Origin of the sequence: Acinetobacter sp. B51(2017) (assembly GCF_003711395.1) — a bacterium.
Classification (GTDB): Bacteria; Pseudomonadota; Gammaproteobacteria; order Pseudomonadales; family Moraxellaceae; genus Acinetobacter.
Map to the genome: position 1 here is coordinate 1 of NZ_PJRJ01000024.1, position 19,723 is coordinate 19,723.

The following is a 19,723-nucleotide window of genomic DNA, read 5'->3' on the forward strand; positions in this document are numbered from 1 at the left end:
GATTGGCTTCACGAATCCATTTGTCTAAAGTTGAATAACCCACACCTAATTTCTGGGCGATTGCAGCTATAGGTTCGTGGGAGTTTGAAAGTGCATAATCAATCGCTTGCTGTTTAAATTCAGGACTAAAACGTTTAGCCATTTCTTGAATCTCCAAAGATTAAAGTTACGTTATCTTTAGAGGGACGTGCTGTCCATTATTTTGGCTAGGATCAGCTGGCCACTGCTAATATGATGAGTGCTTTAGAGCGTATGATTTTAGAACAGTTCCCTGAAGCCTTAATTAGCTTTGGCGAACTCAATGTCCCACATGCCTCACGCAATACCATTCCACCTTATATCACTTGGAGTATTGATATTCGTCACCCTAATGATCAAGTGTTATTAGAGATTGAAAGCATAGCGCGACAGATCATGCAACAACAAGTCGAGCAACGCGGTGCAAGTATTGAAGTAAGTCGATTATGGCTCAGTCCTGCCTATCAATTTGATCCGCATAGCATCGAAAATGTACGTAGTTCCGCGATTGAGCTGGGCCTCACGCAACAAAATATCACCAGTGGCGCAGGTCATGATGCCTATTTAATGTCTCTACACTGTCCAACCGCTATGATTTTCATTCCCTGTGAAGGTGGCTTAAGCCATAACGAAGCCGAAAATATCACCCCACAACAAGCCGAACACGGCGCTTGTGTATTATTTAACAGTATTTTAAAAGCCGACCAACAACAGCATTTAGCACGCGTCAGCTAAACCCTAACATCTAGGCACAAGTGCTCGCTTGGGCACTTGCCCCAAAGACCGCAATAACAAGTAAAATCGGAGCGGCATATGCACACTACCTCATCGACATCAGAAACTTTAAATACAGATCTTTCTCAACGACAAGCGCCCCCAGTATCACAACGTAAAATTATTTTAGCGGGGAGTGTTGGCAATGCGGTGGAATGGTTTGACTGGACCATTTATGCCACCTTTGCCGTATTTTTTTCCAAACAATTCTTTGCCACCACCAGTACCACCTCAGCCATGCTCGCCACCTTTGCGATTTTTGCAGTGGGCTTTTTTATGCGGCCCTTAGGCGGCATCGTGATTGGCATTTTCTCTGACCGTTTTGGCCGTAAGGCCTCGTTAAGCTTAACAATTATTATGATGGCCGTAGGTTCATTAATGATTGGTCTAGCCCCCACCTATGAAAGCATTGGTGTCTTGGCCCCGATTATTTTAGTGATTGCGCGTTTATTACAAGGCATGTCTTTAGGCGGTGAATTTGCCTCCGCTGCTACTTATTTATCAGAAATGGCACCGCCTAAACGCCGTGGCTTTTTCTCCAGCTTTTTATTTTTAAGTGCCGCGTTTGGGATTTTAATGGCCTCTGGTATGGCATGGTTACTCACCTCCGTCTTAAGCGATGCACAAATGCACGACTATGGCTGGCGTATTCCATTTATTTTAGGGGCTATTGGCGGCTTAGTCGGGATTTGGATTCGTCGCTCTGTGCCTGACAGCGCCATGGCACATAAAGAGTCTAAAGTTAAAAATCCACTGAAATTTTTAATTAAATATCATCCTAAATCTTTATTACGCGTGGTGGGTATTTCGATTCTGACCACCTTCTCGTTTTATGTGTTTGTAATTTATGTACCCACGTATGCCATTAACGTGTTAGGTACACCACCTACTGTCGCGTTTGCTGCCAATACCATCGGTTTGGTGATTTTCATGCTGTGTCAGCCTTTATTTGGCATGCTGTCGGATCGTTTTGGGCGTCGTCCGCAACTGATTGTATTTGCATTAGGCTATCTTATTTTCTTTTATCCTGTAATTAAAGGCATGGATGGCTCATTTAGCTCAATCTTAATGGCAGAATTATTTGGCTTGCTGCTCTATGGTTTATATACCGCGATTGGCCCTGCGCTGCTGTCTGAGCAATTTCCAACTCAAGTTCGTGCTGTGGGGATTGGTGCGCCATATAACATTATGAATGCTTTATTAGGCGGTACCACGCCTTATGTGCTGACTTGGCTACAAAGTATTGGCAAACAAGATTATTATTACTTTATTATCTTAGTCGGTGCGGCACTGACCTTAATCACCTTCTTAACCATGCCAGAAACCTCAGGTAAAAAGCTTGACGAAATCACTTAAATCTTGAATATTAATTCTCATCCAGCCCACGGGCTGGATTTTTTTGGAGCGTTTTTTGCTTTAAGCCATAAGAATTAAAATGAAGATCACATATGCATGCACAAGTCTTGGTAGATAAATGTAATTGGGCCTTACTGAGAATTTTTCGGGTCATTGTTCAAGCAGGCAGTTTAAATAAAGCTGCTATTCAACTCTGCGTCACACAATCAGCCTTAAGTCAAAGCCTCAAGCGCTTAGAACAGCAAGTTGGCAGCTGCTTAATCTTACGCCAAAAAGGTCAATTTCAGCTCACCGCGGTGGGCGAGATTGTCTTTGAAGCCAGTCTGATGATCTATAACCAATTGAATGAAATTGAACAACGTTTAAAACAGCAACAAAACACCTTATCGGGCACCATTCGATTATTGGTGCTGAGTCGGGTACAATCGGCGCGCTTTGATCGCGTGTTGCATGATTTTCACCAAAAATATCCCTTGGTGGATTTTCAAGTTGATGTACATAAAAGTCCTGATATTCAACAGCTATTGCTACAAAAAGTTCCAGCCCTAGGCTTAGCCTTAAGCCCTAAGCATTCTGCAAAAATGCATTATCAACTGTTAATTCGCCAACATTATGCGCTGTTTTGTGGCCAAGGGCATGCCTTATATAGGCAAGACATTGAGCACCTCGAACAGATTTGTAATCACGGTTTTATTTCTTTTCATCAAGATCAGCTCGATGATATTAACTCGCACTTACATGATATTCGTGACAAGATTTTGCAGCAAAATAAGCTTCTTGTGACCACCAATAATTTAGATGAAGTGATGCGCTTTATTAAAAATGGTTTTGGCTTTGGCTTATTGCCTAAACATATTGTGGCCGCTAGTCCGCAGCCACACGCATTTAAACAATTACCACCTTTTCCAGATGTCGGGATCGCACCGATTTATTTACAATGGCATAAAGAGCGTGAATTGTCTTTAATTGAGCAATATTTTGTCCAAGAGCTGCGCGTCACTTTTGCAAGTCATTAAATCTGCTTAACACACCAATCAACAAGGGGCTTTAAAACCCCTTGATGGAATCAACTATTTCAACTTGGCCGCTTAGAGTAATACATTGTCATACAAGGCACGTAATTCTTTTTTCAGCATTTTTCCAGTACCGCTTAAAGGAATACTCTCAACAAAAATCACGCGATCAGGAATTTGCCATTTGGCAATCTTGTCTTGATAATACGCCAGCACATCTGTCTCAGTTAAGTTGCTATTTTCAGTCTTAATGGCAATCAGCACTGGACGTTCATCCCATTTAGGATGAATAGCAGCAATGGCTGCGGCCATTTTAATTTCAGGATGACCCATGGCAATATTTTCCAGTTCCACTGAGGAAATCCATTCTCCTCCTGATTTAATCAAGTCTTTGGCACGGTCACTAATCTGCATATAACCGTCTTGATCAAGGCTCGCAATATCGCCCGTATCAAACCAACCATCTGCGGTTAATGCCGATTGCGTTTTGCCATAATATTGATCAATAATCCAATGGCCTTGAATTTGTAAATTCCCAACGCTGTGACCATCATGCGCGACCGCTTGTGTACCTTGCTCATCTTTACATAGCCGTAAACTCACCCCAAATGGTGGACGACCTTGTGACAAACGGATGGCTGCACGTTGTTGTTCGGAAAGTGAACTGTGTTTGGCTTTAAGCTGATTAGATGAACCCAATGGACTGGTTTCAGTCATACCCCAAGCATGAATGGTTTCACATGCAAATTTTTCTTTAAAGGTTTGAATCATACTTGGCGGACAAGCTGAGCCACCTACCACATTACGGTTCATACTGGCCAGTGTGCTGCCCATTGCTGTGGCTGCGGCAATTAACCCTTGCCAAATGGTTGGTACACCCAAGGCTAACGTCACTTGGCAATCATCAATCATATTCACCAAACTTTGCCCATCTAACTGTGGACCCGGCAAGACTAAACTGGCGCCAATTGCCGCTGCAGCATAAGGGATGCCCCAAGCATTCACATGGAACATCGGTACTACAGGCATAATCACATCGCGCGCAGACAGATTCATCGAATCTGGCAAGCTAATCGCATAGCTATGTAAGACGGTCGAACGATGGCTATATAGAACGCCTTTTGGATTTCCTGTGGTACCTGAGGTATAACACAATGAGCTGGCGGTATTTTCATCAAAGCGCGGCCATTGCAATTGACCGTCTTGTGCACTGATCAATTGATCATAAAAGTAGACATTCGGTAGCGCATCAACAATACTTTGATCCTCAGCATCTAAGCAAATAAAATGCTGCACTGTAGGAATTTTGTCGAGGACAGCTTGCACTAAAGGCAAAAATGTTTTGTCAAAAATCAACACCTGATCTTCGGCATCATTGACAATAAACTCGACCTGTTCGGGAAATAAGCGCGGGTTAATGGTGTGGCAAACTAAACCTGTGCCAGAAATGGCATACCATGCTTCTAAATGACGATGATTGTTCCATGCAATGGTCGCCACACGTTGCCCGTGTGTAATCCCTAAAGCTGCCAACGCCTGTGCAAAACGTTTTGCATTATGGGCGATCTCGCCCCAACATGTATGGGTGATGCTGTGATCAGTATTTTTAGAAATCACGGCAGTATCTGCATGATAACGTTCAGCGTGTTCAATCATGCTACTAATTAGCAAGGGTTGAAACATCATTCGTCCTAACATAGGCATGTCCTTATGGGTTTGCTCACTTGATCCATATTATTGTCGCTTTTTGCCAAAATTGAGGCATTAAAACGTGTATTTGCTCAAAATCATAGCAAATACTTTTTTAAAAGACTATCAATTGAAAACCATATAAAATATTGTTTTTAATATACTTTTAAATTAATTTTGGGTAAAAAAATAACAGTTAAAAGTATGTCAAAATGTGTCTATTTGCACTAAAACTAAGCATTTTTTGTTAGGCTAAGTTTCCATCATGCTGAATTTTTATTGAAATTTATTCTATTTTTCTGTTCAGCAGTTTATGTTGTGCTGTATTTTTTACCGTTATTGCGACCGCTGTTATGTCTTTTGCTGATCTCCCACCCCTAGTGTTAACCGCTTTTGGTTTTATTTTATGTTTAATCTGTGTGTGGTTGTTTTTGCGAATCCGTGCCTATGTGGCGGTTAAACTGGTGCCTTTTAAAAAGGGACAGCGTTATTGGTGCAAAGTCATTGCCGTTAGTGATGGCGATACGATCACCTGCCAGCGTCTAAATTTGCGTCGTTCACAAAGTAAAATGCGCTTTGCTTATATTGATGCACCCGAATCTAAACAAGCCTATGGCAGTGAAGCGGCCAAATTGGTACGCAGCCTGGTTCTAAATAAATGGGTTCGGGTCGAAATTACCGACAATGATCGCTATGGCCGTCAGGTAGGTTTGGTCTATCGTCGGGGTAAAAATATTAACCACGAATTGGTCAAACGCGGTGCAGCATGGGTATATGAAGACTATATTCGTGATCAAGCATTAAAAAAGCAATTGCTCAGTTTACAAGCCACGGCCAAAGCAAAAAAGCGTGGGCTTTGGCAAGCCGCACGCCCTGTCAATCCAAGTATTTATCGTAAAACTAACTAATTAAATCGCCAGCTCCAAAGGTGGTTGTAACATATGTTCTGCCGATAAAGCATGATTGAGCACTTCTTCGGAGAGTAAACCTTCTTCGCGTACCAAAGCCAAGACACTTTTTCCAGTGCGATGTGCCTGTTGCGCCAAACGAGTCGTGGTTTCATAACCCAAATATGGATTCAGCGCAGTGATAATCCCAATTGAATGTTCCACATTATAGCGGCATTGTGCTACGTTGGCCTCGATGCCTTGAATGCACAATTGATTGAACATCTGCATCGCACGGCTTAAAAGATCTAAAGACTCAAATAGTTTAAATGCAATCAAAGGTTCCATGGCATTGAGCTGAAATTGCCCTGCATCCGCTGCTAAAGTAATCGTTAGATCATTGGCTATCACTTGAAATGCAGCCATATTCATCGCTTCAGGAATAACGGGGTTGACCTTTCCCGGCATGATCGAGCTACCCGGTTGGCGTGGTTCTAAATAAATTTCATTTAGACCCGCGCGTGGCCCACTGCTAAGTAAACGTAAATCATTGGCAATTTTAGATAGCTTGGTGGCAGTCCGTTTTAAATAACCTGACAGCAGCACAAAATCACCCATATCTGAAGTTGCAGCAATTAAATCTGTCGAACTTTGAATGCTGTTTTGGCTAATGCGGCTTAATGCAGCAATTGCCAATTCTTGATAATGCGCAGGTGCATTAATACCTGTACCAATGGCGGTTCCGCCTAAATTCACCTGTAGTAAAATCGCAGGTAGACCATCTAACAGTTTTAAATCTTGCTGTAAAATTGCAGCAAAAGCATGAAATTCTTGCCCTAATGTCATAGGCACCGCATCTTGTAATTGAGTGCGCCCCATTTTTAGCACATCATGTAAAGTCAAAGCTTTGGCATTTAAGCCCTCAATTAAATTACTGAGCTGTACCCGATAATCCTGAAGCGCGTGCAACGCAGCCAAACGAATCGCGGTCGGATACACATCATTGGTCGATTGTGACATATTGACATCATTATTAGGATGCAAATATTGATATTGACCTTTCTGATGCCCCATATATTCAAGAGCAATATTACAAATCACCTCATTGGCATTCATGTTGGTTGATGTACCCGCCCCGCCTTGTAACATATCGAGTGGAAATTGCTCTAAAAATTTCCCCTCCAGTAATTGTTGACAGGCATACACAATCGCTTGGTATTTGTCTTCAGCTAATAACTTCAATTGGTAATTGGCTTCGGCTGCTGCCATCTTCACCATTGCAAGAGATTGAATAAAATAAGGATATTGATTTAATTTATTTTGAGTTAAATCAAAATTTTCGACTGCGCGTAAGGTTTGAATACCATAATAATATTGATTATCCACCGTTTTACTGCCGAGCAAATCTGTTTCTAATCGAGCACTTACTTGTGTCATAGCCATATACATCTAAAAAGAGATTAAACTCATGCTAATGCCAAATACAAAGCGCGTGCCAATGCATTTCTTGCTTGTTATATGCATTTTTTGCATACTGATTATAATGATGCAAAAACAATAAAATGACAGTGATATGGATCAACTATGAGCCTAGAAATTCGTTGGATTGAAGATTTAATTGCCATAGAACAAACAGGTTCTTTGTCGCGTGCGGCCAGTTTACGCTGTGTTAGCCAACCTGCCTTTAGCCGCCGCATTCAGCAACTCGAACAGCAACTCGGCTTTGTTATTTTAGAACGCGATGCTAAGCAACTTCATTTTACCGAGGCTGGTTTAGTGTTGGTGAACAGTGCTAAAACCATCGCTAAGCAACTCAGTGAAACCATGGCGTTACTGCATAATATGCAAAAAGAAAATAATTTAAATATCCGATTTTCGGTCGCACACTCGCTGACCTCACAATTCTTTTCGCATTTTTTACAGTTTTTTCCAAATAATATCAGTCATTTTAAAATAGAGATGCAAGCCACCAATGTCTTTGAAGGCATTCAATTGCTTAAACAAGGCCTGTGTGATTTTATGCTGTGTTATGCCGATGACAAGCTGCTACAAGGCATTAGTCAAGGTATATTACAGTCGATTCAACTGGGTAGCACCGATATTGTGCCCGTGTGCTTGCTCAATTCACAAGCTCAACCCAAATTTAATATTCATGCTCACTTTCCACTGATTAGTTATAGTCCCAAAGCTTATTTACACCACTTGGTAAGTCAAATTTTAAGCCAACATAGCTTACAAGCCCAGCTGCTGTATGAAACAGACAATGCTAATAATATTAAAGACTTAGTATTACAGGGTCGGGGGATTGCTTGGCTGCCGCGTCTGACTATCGAAGCTGAATTACAACAAGGCTTGCTACAAATCTGTGATGCTGCTTTAAGTTATCAAGCACAGCAAATTTTTCTTTTAAAATTAAATTTAACCCAACGTGAATCTATCGAACAACTTTGGCAACATTTGCATATACCCAGCCGCCATTAATAGATAATAAGATCGTATTTTTAGATTTATTTTATAAATTTTATCGTTTTTACTTATTTTAGTGACTTAGTTATATTTGTTCTATACCAGGTAGCCAGCATAGTGCTCAAACTTTGCTGGCCTACCGACCAAATACTTTTTTCTCCCAACCTTCCCTCAGGTTGGGATTTTTTTGTGCTGTATATAACAACCGTGTAGCTTAAGTTGGCTCATCAGCTGATGCAGCGTATCTAATAACAGCGGCTCTTGACCTTTGAGCATAACCAGTTGTGCTGCAATGGGTTGCTGCTGGGCAGCATAGCCTATTGGAAAGCTACACGCAGGAACATCTAAATAATTAAATGGTCGTGAATAGGGGCCGATGGCTTGACAGCTCGTATCTTCGGCATTTAAGACTGGCGCCAAACTGGGCACGATCGGCAGCAATAGGCAAGCATGTTGCGGAAGTGAAGCTGCAAACTCGGTATAAATCGCCTCACGTTGCGCAATGACCTGTTGATAATGTGCTGTTGAAATATGGGCACCACGTTGAATACGCCGACGTACTACTGTCCACATTGGGGTATTCTCATCTTCAGCCCAATGTCCATGCTGTTGATAACCTTCATAAGCAATGATGTCAGAGCACCATTCCGAGAGCTGCTGAAAATTCAAATTGGCAGGCGGCTGCCATGGGACTAAGGCATAACCCTGTGCATGTAGTTGCTGTAAGTGATGTTGCCAAACTGCATGTACTTCAGGCTGTAACGGCTCAGGAAAATGCTGTTCCTGCAAATAAAATAAGGTCGTCTGCTGTGTTGTTGCGGCTAGGACAGGCGATTTTGGTTGCATTAAACGATACAGTTCATGTAAATCTGCAGTCGATTTTGCCATTAAACCCACACTGTCTAAGGAAGGGGCTAGAGGTACGTTGCCTTGCCCTCGCAGTCGCTCATGACTAGGTTTAAAGCCTAAAATCCCATTGAGCGCGGCAGGCACACGCACTGAGCCTCCCGTGTCGCCACCTATCGCCAACGGTGCTAGTCCCGCAGCAAGGGCAACAGCACAGCCAGAAGAAGAGCCACCTGGCGCTCGTTGGACCTCATCACTCAAGGGATAATACGGATTGCATGGCGTGCCTTGCATTGGATTTTGTCCAGATAAACCAAAAGCCAACTCGGTCATTTTGGCGCGTGCAATAACGACTAAGCCTAATGCTTCCAACTGGCAAATAATCGCCGCGTCTTGTTGTTCAAGTTGATTCAGATAGCGCGTGCCTGCCCAAGTAATTTCCCCTGCCACGGCAAAACTGTCTTTGACAATAATGGGCACCCCATGTAGCGAACTTAAATACACCCCCTGAGCAGCCAATTGATCCAAATGCGCCGCATAGTGCAAAGCACGCTCGCTTAAAACTTGGCTAATACAATTAAGTTCAGTATGCTCTTGAATACGCTGTAAAAAATATTGGCTCAGTTCAACAGCAGTGCTTTGGCCTGTTCGAATGGCTTGGCCTAAATCTAAGGCAGATAAATCAGAATAGTGCTTCATAAAAGACGGTAGTTTATTTTTTATCACAGCATACCGCCTTTTAGGTAGAAAAATATAGACCTTTTACATTTTTTAAAAGGCAGAACGATCGTAATTAATTGCTTCTAAATCATATACTTGATAGATACAATCAAATAAAGCTTTAATATCCTCGCTTTCATCCATACAACGTGTAGCCATAAAGATGGGGCTGACCGCATTTTCATCTAAGATGGGAATATAGTGTAAATGGGTAAGCTGTAACGTGCGCGCACTTTCTGGCACAATACACACCCCTTCACCTGCAGCCACCAAACCCAGTGCCAATTGAATCTCACGCACTTCACGGAATTTTTTAGGTTCTAAACTATATTCGGAAAATAAGTTGATAATTTGGCTAGAAAAATTAGGTTTAGGCTGCGCAGGATATAAGAACATCACTTCATCGACTAAGTCAGCCAAATACACCCCTTGTTTTTGCTGCGCTAAAAAATGGCTAGCATGAACTGCAAGCATTAAGCGTTCTTTACGCAGCAATACCCGACGAATCGCAGGATCAGATACCCGTAAGCGTCCAAAACCGACATCAATCCGACCTTCTTTTAAGGCAGGAATCTGATGGGTAGTAGTCATTTCAATCAACTCAATTTTAAGCTGTGGGTACCTTTGACGATATAGATATACAATACGTGATAATAAGCCATACAACAAAGAGCCAACAAAACCTATACGCACAGTACGTTCCACCATACCCACACGTTTGGTCATGGATTTAATTTCTTCGGCATTCGCCAATAATTTTACCGCATGCTGGTAAAAGAATTCTCCAGCTTCAGTCAGTTGCAGCGGGCGACTACCCCGTTCAAATAGCAATACCCCAAACTCATTTTCTAAATTCTGAATTTGCCGACTCAATGGCGGTTGAGCAATAAACAACTTTTCTGCCGCCTTGGTAAAACTTTGTTCTTCAGCCACAGTGACAAAGTATTTAAGATGGCGTAATTCCATAAGCCTTATCCATTTGAATTTAAAAAAAAAGCCTATTAAGGCTAAGCTAATTCTTTATAAAGTCCCATTAGCAAATGGTCGCACGCTTGTATAGATCGGCATACTCAAACATAAAAAAAAGGCTCCCCGAGGGGAACCTTCAAGGTGAGCACAAAAATTAATGCTCAAGGGGTTCTTTTAAAGTTGGCTTAACTTACCATTTCACTTCTACGCGACGGTTTTCTTCTAAGCATTTTAACAATTCTGGGCTCTTTTGAGCGCCTTCACAACGTTTAAATTGTTCAGTTGAACCTAAACCACCAAGTTTAATTTTCGCACCATCAACACCGTATTCTTGTAACAATTGAGTCACAGTAATCGCGCGTTTTTCAGATAGGCGTTTGTTATATGCAACGTTACCAAAACGGTCAGCATAACCTGCCACATAAACCACAGCAGGTTGATCTGCTAAGATTTGCTTCGCAAGTACACGTACGTCATCTACACCACCCACAATATTGCCTGCGTCTGAACGGTCAAAGTTAAACACCACATTTACGTGTTGTTTTGGTTCAGGCAATACAGTTTTCTCAACCACAACTGGTACATTGTTCACGATGGTTTGAGTTTTTACTGTATCAAGTGCAGCACAGCCTGCGCCTTTCCAATAATGGCTCTTCGCAATGTAATCGCCATCTTGCTTATCAAAATCTACACGTAATTGACAGATTTTGTAGTCTTGCGTGCCCGGTTGACGTAGAGCAAGTACATAGTTCCATGTACGTACGTTAAATAAGCCTTCTGAGAAGTTTGGATGACCAAAGATATGACGAATTTGATCTTTAGTTAAACCATTGCTCATTTGCAAAGCTTCGACAGCTTCATAACGGTGTACTTGGTCTAAGTAACTTTCTTTAATTTCAGGAAAATCGACTGCTTCTGCAGTGTTATTTGCTGTATAACCAGGGTAAACATGTACATCAGAACTTACTTCAGCGTTTGCTACACCAAAAGCAGTCATTAGGCCAACAAGTAATGCACTCTTTTTTAATAGATTCATGATGATTTCTCTTAATTTTGTAAACTGTATGCAATGTCGTTTGGGGAAGTTGATTAATCCCAAAGGGATTAATCAATGATTCCGCTTACACCAAGACGTACGCTTGGATCGCCTTCTGTACCCGCTGCAACACCACCAGTTAACGACCAGCGACCGTTATCTGCTGTTTTACGTAAAGTTACACCCAATGCTGCTTGACCATTGTGGTAAGCTGTTGCTGCTGCATATGTGTATTTACCTGGTACGTAAGGTGCTGTTTCTAAAGCCATTGCTGCTGCAATACCTGCACTCATACGGTCTTCAACGTCATCAATACGGTTATTGAACGATTGTTGAAGGTTGGTTACACGGTCACCTAAATCAATATCTGCTTGATTTAGAGCGCCCAATGCCTCGCCTACATTGTTATAAGAACCACCATTCACATTATATGTTGGTGCTTGAATTGAACCATCTGGGTTCACAGCTGCACCACCACCAAAGATATTGATTGTGCCTTTTAACTGATCTACATTGACAGCATCAGTACCTGCAGTACCTGCTGCAAGGTTATGGATTTGGTTACCACCAACGCTGACATTACCTTGTTGAATCGTAATTGCGTCGTTACCTTTACCTGCACCAATGGTTAAGCTACCTGCATCACCAGTTAAGTTAAGTTGATCATTGATATCAACCGTTACTTTCGCGCCATTTGGTGTAGTTTCAGTGGTTACAGTCGTGTTACCTGATGGACCTGCTACAAATTCAACAGTGTCATTTGGATTTACTTTTTCAGATACTGTGTTACCCGCTGCATCTGTACCAGTTAAATTCCAACCAGAGTTTGCAATAGATTCATCGATGTTTTTGTTGATGGTATTTTCTAAGCCACCCAGTTCATCTTTTAACTGACCTAAGTTGACCGCTTGATCATCTTGAGTTGCTGTACCTACATTATTAATCTGGTTACCAGCAAAGTTCACATTACCTTCTTGAATGGTAATATCGCCTACAGTTAAACCATTAGCGTCAACTACAGTATCACCTACAGTTAAACCGTTACCATTGAGTAGTGTGTCACCAATCGTCACTGAACCATCTTCACCTAAATTAAGGTTTGGATTAAGTTCAACTTTAACGTTGCTGCCTTCGTTGCTCACTTGGATATTACCGATATCATCGCCCGAGAAATCAACGGTTGTACTTGGTTTGATTTTTTCACCCTCAGCTGCAGCGACACCACCAGTAGTTAGCGTCCAACCAGAATCACCTACTGCTTTACCAATTTCGTCTTTTAATTGCGAAACGTTAACAGCATCGTCATCTGCAACACCAGCAGCAACGCCACCTAGCACATTACCACCAAAGTTTACATTACCTTGGTTAATGATAATTGGGTTATAATTTTTGCCACCTACTGTAGCACCAGCCAGTGTTAAACCTGCGTCATTAAGCAATGTATTACCAATCGTTAATGAACCATCTGCTGATAAATCAACGTCTTTGTCTAGTTCAACGGCAATAATAGTTTCAGAACCAACAACATTACCATCAGCATCAACTACGTCTTTTGAAGTTTGTGATACAGAGATGTTGTCATCGCCATTAAACTGTACAGAGCTGTTGTTCGCTGCTTTGTCACCGTTTACCGCATTTTCAGTTGTACCCGTTACATTACCAGCAGCATCTTTATCCTGAGTGATAACGTTCCAACCTGCAGATTGTAATTGGCTTACGTTTACAGCATCAGTTGGTGCCGTACCTGCCGCAATATTTTCTAGCTTGTTGCCACCAAGGTTGACGTTACCTTGTTGAATCACGATCGGTTGTTGACCTTGACCTGCACCAATGGTTAAACCGCCTTTATCAGTCAGTGCGATTTTATCAGCAAGCGCAAATTCAATTGAACTGCCATCTTGTTTTGCAACTAAGTTATTGTTTTCCTTAGTTACGGTAATATCAATTGTGTCGCCTGCTTGGATTTGCTCATCCGCAGCACCGCTTGCATTTGAAGAGGTTAAAGTAAAGCCTTGGTTTAATACGTCAATCGCATCACCAACAGTAGTTACAACTTGGTTACCAGTACCTACAGTGTAGCTAGGCGCTTTGATGGTACCGTCTGGATTAACAGTTGCACCACCACCTAAAGTATCAACAGCATCTTTTAACTGGCTAACGTTAACGCCATCAGTAAGCTCTGTACCTGCTGCAACATCTTTTAATTGGTTACCACCAAAGCTTACATTACCTTGTTGGATTGTAATTGCGCCGTTACCTGCTTGATAAACAGGATTACCATCTGCGTCTGTAACAGGATTACCATCTTGATCAACTACAGGTTGAGCTGGTGTCGCAGCAATGGTTAAACCACCTTTGTCAGTTAGAGCAATTTTATCAGCTAAATCAACAGTAACTGTCGCTTTGTCTACCAATACAGGTTGACCATTTGCGTCTAAAACCACTTGACCATTTTCATCGGTCAATTCAACTTTTTGTACTGTAGTATTGACTGTGACGTTATTAGAAGGACCTGCTTTGTGTTCAACTTGATCATCTGGGTTGATTTTTGCTGTCGTTACAGGTTGATTGTTCGCATCGGTAACAACATTACCATCAACATCTAATACAGTTGCATTCCCAAGACCCCAACCTGAACCTTTTAATTGGTCGACGTTTACCGCATCTGTACCTGCAACACCCGGTGCTACACCTGAGATTACATTACCGCCAAAGTTTACATTACCTTGGTTGATGGTGATTGGACCATTTCCTTGAGGTACACCAGCAATCGTTAAGCCACCGTTTTCAGTTAACTCAATTTGATCAGCCACTTCAACAGTAAGTTGTGTACCAATTGGCTTGCCAGTCGCATCTGTCAATACAGTTTGGCTAACTTCGGCATTTTTGCCACCTACAAAGTCAACAACATTGGTTTCACCACCAATGGTAGAGGCATTGGCAACATCACCACCTGTTGCAAGTTTCCAAGCTGAAGCTGCTGCTGCATCTACTGTAAGAACAGGATTGCCATCTTCACCAATAGTAACTTTTGCGCCTTGAATATTAAATGTATCGCCTAACTGAACTTGAGCTGATAAAGGACCTTTTTGTGTAACAGGATTTCCAGCTGCATCAAGTTGAACTTTACCATCAGCATCAAATACATACACGTCTCCAATAACTGGCTTACCATCTTGATCTACAGTAACAAAGTTAATTGGTTTAGCAGCATCGGCTTGTGCTTGTTTTGCTTCAGACAATACATAGTAAAGCTGTGAACCATTCACTGCATCTGTACTTAATGCTGTAATACGGCCCGCACCTACGTGTTGAATTTGACGTTCTGCTCCTTTAGCACCCACACTTACTGCACCGGCAGAATTTGTTGTGTGCATACCTTGGAAGACAATGCTAGGATCAATACTTTCTTCTTTAACTAAATTGCCTGCAGGGTCTCGATATTGGTAATCTACTTTAGAAACTACGTCTTGAGTATATACATTGGCTAAGGTAGATTGATTACCTAAAATGACGCTATTAACTAAAGTATTTACAGTACTTACTCTAGATCCTAGTACAAATGTATTTTCACCTCGTACAGTATTGGCAAAGCCTATACTTACAGAACCTGAGCCCGTGCTTTCAACTTTGCTTCCAGAACCTATGGCAATACTTTTTTCTGCCAATGCACTACCATTAATACCAATAGTTTGATTCTTAGCGGCTGTTACATTTTGACCGATTGCAATACTGCCCTCACCAGTTGCTTTAGCAGATGCGCCAATTGCTGTAGAATTTTTTCCAGCTTGGCTAGATGCACCAATTGTTGTTGCATTATCACCTTCTGCTTGAGCAGAAAAACCTAAACTTGTACTAGATTCCCCATTAGAATTAGCACTTTCACCAATCGCTATAGATTGTTTCTTTGAAGCATAAGCTGATGAACCAATTGCTATTGTCGATTCCTCAACTGCCTGCGCACTAGCCCCAATCGCAATATTACCACTAATTAAAGCCCGTGATTCTTTGCCAATAGAAACAGCATCAATGTCTAATGCTTGTGCACCCTCACCAATTGCTACAGCACCTTGCTGTTTTGCCTGCGCATCTGAGTTACCAGATGAAGAACCAATTGCTATAGAACCTGCTCCACTAACAGCACCATAACCATTGGTATAAGCGATTGCGCCTGTACTTGCTACAGCAGCAGCACCTACAACCACTGTTGCAACTGCATTTGCCGCTGCTTTCTTGAGTTTATTTGAACCTTTCTTTTGACCCGCTGCTGTTTCTGATACTGCAACCCATACCCCTAGAGATGCATTCCAAACAGTCTTAAATACTTTATTCATGTAAACCCCTGTTACCTTGTTTTTTAATGTAAATGGTCTGTAACCATTTTGGGGTAAATTCTACAAGTAAATGTTAATTGTGTCACTATTTCATAAACTTATACTTATTAATTATATTTTTTTGTTAAAAAAACTAAATAAAGTCTCATTTTTGTAAAAAAAAGTAGCCTATACCTATGCAAATATAATTGTTTATAGATATTTGTTAAGATTAATTTAATATTAAAAGTAATCAACGCCAGTATTTTGCATTAAAAATCGCTTAATAAATATCCTCTTTTTAAAATTCACTCTATTAAATTGTGTTTTTTTGTAAATGAAAGATGCTGATTTTAGATAGAAAATACCGATTTTTTGTTAAAATTCGCCCCAAATCATATTTTATGTGATGTTTATGTAAATTTTACTAATGTTTTATATTCTTATAAAAAAGATCAAATATTAGAGATTTAAAAACACTAATCACATTAAATTTACTTTTTTTAAGTGTAATTAGCTCTGTAACTATTTTAATCTGTTGCAATCACCTTGCTATGACAATGGATAAAACTCGAGCTACTGTATTACATAAGGCCAGATGCGCGTGCTCTAGCCTGTTGCTCAACCTAATAAGTCAATCAAGGTAGCTTGAGTAAAAGATAAGAGTAGATATTGGCAAATACTGCAATTGACGCTACTGTGTAGCTCATCGAGCGAATTAATACTGTACAAAAATAGGCTTTGATTTTGGAAGTTGGCAGCTTGGGCATGTAACGCTTGAAATCACGTTTTTAAACTCGGCTGTGTCGAGCTCAGATGGTATTGTAATATAGATAAACTATCGCGATGCATTCAACAAAATGGATAAATCGCCACACCATTTATTTCGACGTAAGCAACTTTGGCATGTAGCACCAGCATTTGGGAAATCGAGTGATTGCGGTGACTATTAATCCATACCTGTTTGCCCTGTGATTTAAAGCATTGATGCAATTTAATCAGTTGGATTTGATCATCGAAGTTTTGTAGCAATTTATTGATATCGTTCATCCGCCGCGCCTGACCACCAGCTAAAATGACCATATCAGTTGGGGGATGATTTAGATTTTGGATATTCATCGTGTTTTCTCGATATGACCAGCCACAATAAATTGCAGCTTAAGCGCTCAAATTTAAGGCAAACTTTCGCCTTCGCCTTTAATGAGTTAAATAGCAACGAGAAGGTGTTGTGCTCTGGTTAATTTTTTGTTGTTATGATCAGCTGGGCTACAGCAGGACTTACTCAAAATAAATAGTCTCTTGAGGCTCACTTCATAATCTTATTCAACATCCTTCCTAAATAAGCTCTCTATTTTTAATAAATAAAAGTTTTTGATTTCAATTGGTTAATTCAAAATTAAAGTAGTTAATTAAACTTGATCACTTCATGATGATGTAAGCTATAACGTACATAATTGTGAGATAATGTCCTCTGTACGGATAAAATTATTTTTTTTAATCTAAATACATAAGGAACAGATGGTTCTAGAACATAAAACAACAATGATAAGTTCTCAGATCTCATCTCGCTGACTAGCGTTATATCTCATACAGCCTCAATATGAAAAAGCCTAACTTAATGTTGGGCTTTTTTAAGTCTATCCATTCACTATAATCATTGTATAGCGACTTGATTTTGATCTGACCCACTCCATGTCGCAAGTATAAATCCAATTAAGCCGATTATTTCCATCTATAAACTCGCATAGACGGCTGAAAAAATTGCGCCTAAAATCCTCATAATCGGGCCATCTCAATAAGATGGTCTTTTTTATTGCTTATTTTTGCGCGAGATTTTTTCATGTTATCTCAACGTTTTGCGACTTGGTGCGGGATCAGCGCCATTTTAATGTGGGCAGCGATGCTCGGCTTAATTCGCCAAGTCACTGAACGTCTTGGGGCAGAATTGGGAATTACTTTAATTTATAGTTTAAGCACGCTGTTATTGTTGGCTATTTTTGGTTTACCTAATTTTAAACGCATGTCTAAAACTTATTTGCTCGTTGGCAGCACCTTATTTGTGGTGTATGAAATGTGCTATTCCTTTGCGATTGGTTATGCACAAACTGCCCAACAAGCGATTGAAGTGAGTGTGGTGAATTATTTATGGCCGAGTTTAACCATGCTGGCTTTGGTCGCTTTTAAACAGCTCAAATTTCATTGGATGCTCTTAGTGGGCATGAGTATTTCAATTTCAGGATTAGTCTACATTCAGCTTGGTGGTGAAGGCCTTAGCTTCGATCAGATATTTGCCAATGCAATGAGTAATCCATTGAGTTATGGTTTAGCCTTTATTGGTGCCTTGCTGTGGTCAATTTACTGTGCTTTTACACGGCGCTACGGCACGCAAGAAAATCCAATTGCATTTTTCTTTTGTTTAGTCAGTTTGGCACTTTGGATTAAGTTATTGCTTATAGGTTATGATTTGAGCACCATTTCATGGTCAGGCAGTAACGTATTCTATCTGATTGCCGCTGCATTAAGTTTAGGCTTAGGTTATGGTGCCTGGAATGTTGGCATGTTGCACGGCAATGTGGCGACACTGGTCGCGAGCTCTTATTTTAGCCCAGTCATTGCTGCCTTTATTGCGATGCTGATTTTGGGGCAAAGCCTGAGCGTTACTTTTTGGCAAGGAGCATGCCTTGTCACTTTAGGTTCAATCCTATGTTGGCTGACCAGTAATTGGTCAGCGATTGCACCTAAATTGTTCAAAAGCGATATAACACCCCAAAAAGACCACATTTAAGCAGTCTGTTTAGGTGTACGGAGGTTAACGAATACATCTACTTTAAGCTTGAGTAAGGCTTGAAAAGGCTCAGTGGCTTGATTGAGTTGATTAATCTTCTCATAAAATTGCTAGGCCGGATGAGCCTGACATTTTACTAACCAACCTTTTATGCAATGTGTAGTCTTGTCTTGCATATAAAAAAGGCAGCTTATGCTGCCTTTTTATCAATATGTTTAAGATGATTTTTTTAATTCGGCTTTAATTTGATGATCAGAATTAAATACTGTATAGCTTAAACGCTGTGGATGATCTTCTGTCAAAGGCTGAACTTGTTGTAACGTCGTTAAACAACGCTCAGCTAAACGGATATATTCTTGTGTACCTTTAGATTTCCACGCAATTTCTTTGGCATCCAGTTCACGAATCACCCGCGCAGGACTCCCAACCACCAAGTGATTGGCTGGAATGTCTGCTTTGGCTTTAACTGTACTATTAGCACCAATAATACAGTTTTCAGCAATTGAGGCCTCATCTAAAATCACGCTATTCATGCCCACCAAGACATTTTTACCAATTTGGCAACCATGTAAAATGGCACCATGACCAATATGACCATATTCAGCCACTTGCGTCACACTATTGGGAAAACCATGAATCACACAATTGTCTTGTACATTGGCATTTTTTTGAATATGAATACGCCCAAAATCGGCACGCAAACAGGCATTAGGGCCAATATATACGCCTTCCTCAATGATCACATCACCAATTAAAACCGCAGTTGGATGAACATAAGCCTTTGGGCTGACTACAGGAATCACCCCGTCAATCGCATAACATGGCATCACTTTACTCCTTTAAAGTGGCAA

Annotated in this window: 14 protein-coding genes and 1 pseudogene; 6 read left to right on the plus strand and 9 right to left on the minus strand. The window is 40.9% G+C overall.

The window, feature by feature from the left end; genetic code table 11:
* A partial coding sequence (locus tag CYK47_RS11300; protein WP_016165541.1) for a transposase occupies positions 1-142 on the minus strand: 142 nt, incomplete at its 3' end.
* Between the two features lie 89 nt (positions 143-231).
* Here CYK47_RS11300 and CYK47_RS11305 point away from each other — a divergent pair.
* The 3 genes from CYK47_RS11305 to CYK47_RS11315 all read left to right on the plus strand — a co-directional run bounded on the left by CYK47_RS11305 (position 232) and on the right by CYK47_RS11315 (position 3,164).
* Positions 232-753, plus strand: coding sequence for a M20/M25/M40 family metallo-hydrolase (locus CYK47_RS11305; protein ID WP_122901833.1), 522 nt, complete (start codon positions 232-234; stop codon positions 751-753).
* A 78-nt stretch (positions 754-831) separates the two neighbouring features.
* The gene (locus tag CYK47_RS11310) at positions 832-2,148 is read left to right on the plus strand and encodes an MFS transporter (protein WP_122901835.1); all 1,317 of its coding nucleotides are present in this window, start codon (positions 832-834) and stop codon (positions 2,146-2,148) included.
* A 92-nt stretch (positions 2,149-2,240) separates the two neighbouring features.
* On the plus strand, positions 2,241-3,164 hold the full coding sequence (locus CYK47_RS11315) for a LysR family transcriptional regulator (protein ID WP_122901837.1): 924 nt from the start codon (positions 2,241-2,243) through the stop codon (positions 3,162-3,164).
* 72 nt (positions 3,165-3,236) lie between these two features.
* Here the strand turns inward: CYK47_RS11315 and CYK47_RS11320 are convergent, their stop codons facing one another.
* On the minus strand, positions 3,237-4,859 hold the full coding sequence (locus CYK47_RS11320; RefSeq protein ID WP_122901839.1) for a long-chain-fatty-acid--CoA ligase: 1,623 nt from the start codon (positions 4,857-4,859) through the stop codon (positions 3,237-3,239).
* A gap of 344 nt (positions 4,860-5,203) precedes the next feature.
* Here CYK47_RS11320 and CYK47_RS11325 point away from each other — a divergent pair, with 344 nt between their 5' ends.
* Entirely contained in the window at positions 5,204-5,758 is a 555-nt protein-coding gene (locus tag CYK47_RS11325; RefSeq protein WP_122901841.1) for a thermonuclease family protein, read from the plus strand.
* Here the strand turns inward: CYK47_RS11325 and CYK47_RS11330 are convergent, their stop codons facing one another.
* Positions 5,759-7,180, minus strand: a complete 1,422-nt coding sequence (locus tag CYK47_RS11330; RefSeq protein ID WP_122901843.1) for an aspartate ammonia-lyase — start codon at positions 7,178-7,180, stop codon at positions 5,759-5,761. It abuts the gene before it with no gap.
* A gap of 141 nt (positions 7,181-7,321) precedes the next feature.
* Here CYK47_RS11330 and CYK47_RS11335 point away from each other — a divergent pair, with 141 nt between their 5' ends.
* Positions 7,322-8,218: a LysR substrate-binding domain-containing protein gene (locus tag CYK47_RS11335; protein ID WP_122901845.1), complete on the plus strand. Its 897-nt coding sequence runs from the start codon at positions 7,322-7,324 to the stop codon at positions 8,216-8,218.
* A 156-nt stretch (positions 8,219-8,374) separates the two neighbouring features.
* On the opposite strand, the gene CYK47_RS11340 is transcribed toward CYK47_RS11335, so the two are convergent.
* The 5 genes and pseudogenes from CYK47_RS11340 to CYK47_RS11360 form a co-directional block, all read right to left on the minus strand.
* On the minus strand, positions 8,375-9,775 hold the full coding sequence (locus tag CYK47_RS11340; protein ID WP_164709189.1) for an amidase: 1,401 nt from the start codon (positions 9,773-9,775) through the stop codon (positions 8,375-8,377).
* Between the two features lie 45 nt (positions 9,776-9,820).
* Positions 9,821-10,735, minus strand: coding sequence for a LysR family transcriptional regulator (locus tag CYK47_RS11345; RefSeq protein ID WP_122901849.1), 915 nt, complete (start codon positions 10,733-10,735; stop codon positions 9,821-9,823).
* 193 nt (positions 10,736-10,928) lie between these two features.
* Entirely contained in the window at positions 10,929-11,774 is an 846-nt protein-coding gene (locus tag CYK47_RS11350) for an OmpA family protein (protein WP_122901851.1), read from the minus strand.
* A 68-nt stretch (positions 11,775-11,842) separates the two neighbouring features.
* Positions 11,843-16,108, minus strand: coding sequence for an ESPR-type extended signal peptide-containing protein (locus tag CYK47_RS11355; protein ID WP_122901853.1), 4,266 nt, complete (start codon positions 16,106-16,108; stop codon positions 11,843-11,845).
* A gap of 600 nt (positions 16,109-16,708) precedes the next feature.
* Positions 16,709-17,206: pseudogene (locus CYK47_RS11360) on the minus strand (NTP transferase domain-containing protein).
* Positions 17,207-17,927: 721 nt separating this feature from the next.
* On the opposite strand from CYK47_RS11360, the gene yddG reads away from it, so the two are divergent.
* Positions 17,928-18,872, plus strand: coding sequence for an aromatic amino acid DMT transporter YddG (gene yddG, locus CYK47_RS11365; RefSeq protein ID WP_122901855.1), 945 nt, complete (start codon positions 17,928-17,930; stop codon positions 18,870-18,872).
* Positions 18,873-19,087: 215 nt separating this feature from the next.
* Here the strand turns inward: yddG and CYK47_RS11370 are convergent, their stop codons facing one another.
* Entirely contained in the window at positions 19,088-19,699 is a 612-nt protein-coding gene (locus tag CYK47_RS11370) for a DapH/DapD/GlmU-related protein (RefSeq protein ID WP_122901857.1), read from the minus strand.
* Positions 19,700-19,723: the final 24 nt, after the last annotated feature.

Excerpts from the sequence above, each read along its gene's own strand:
- CYK47_RS11370 (WP_122901857.1), bottom strand. The coding sequence starts at position 19,699 with ATGCCATGTTATGCGATTGACGGGGTGATTCCTGTAGTCAGCCCAAAG.
- yddG (WP_122901855.1), top strand. The coding sequence starts at position 17,928 with ATGTTATCTCAACGTTTTGCGACTTGGTGCGGGATCAGCGCCATTTTA.
- CYK47_RS11305 (WP_122901833.1), top strand. The coding sequence starts at position 232 with ATGATGAGTGCTTTAGAGCGTATGATTTTAGAACAGTTCCCTGAAGCC.
- CYK47_RS11320 (WP_122901839.1), bottom strand. The coding sequence starts at position 4,859 with ATGTTAGGACGAATGATGTTTCAACCCTTGCTAATTAGTAGCATGATT.
- CYK47_RS11315 (WP_122901837.1), top strand. The coding sequence starts at position 2,241 with ATGCATGCACAAGTCTTGGTAGATAAATGTAATTGGGCCTTACTGAGA.
- CYK47_RS11335 (WP_122901845.1), top strand. The coding sequence starts at position 7,322 with ATGAGCCTAGAAATTCGTTGGATTGAAGATTTAATTGCCATAGAACAA.
- CYK47_RS11325 (WP_122901841.1), top strand. The coding sequence starts at position 5,204 with ATGTCTTTTGCTGATCTCCCACCCCTAGTGTTAACCGCTTTTGGTTTT.
- CYK47_RS11350 (WP_122901851.1), bottom strand. The coding sequence starts at position 11,774 with ATGAATCTATTAAAAAAGAGTGCATTACTTGTTGGCCTAATGACTGCT.
- CYK47_RS11310 (WP_122901835.1), top strand. The coding sequence starts at position 832 with ATGCACACTACCTCATCGACATCAGAAACTTTAAATACAGATCTTTCT.
- CYK47_RS11355 (WP_122901853.1), bottom strand. The coding sequence starts at position 16,108 with ATGAATAAAGTATTTAAGACTGTTTGGAATGCATCTCTAGGGGTATGG.
- CYK47_RS11345 (WP_122901849.1), bottom strand. The coding sequence starts at position 10,735 with ATGGAATTACGCCATCTTAAATACTTTGTCACTGTGGCTGAAGAACAA.
- CYK47_RS11330 (WP_122901843.1), bottom strand. The coding sequence starts at position 7,180 with ATGGCTATGACACAAGTAAGTGCTCGATTAGAAACAGATTTGCTCGGC.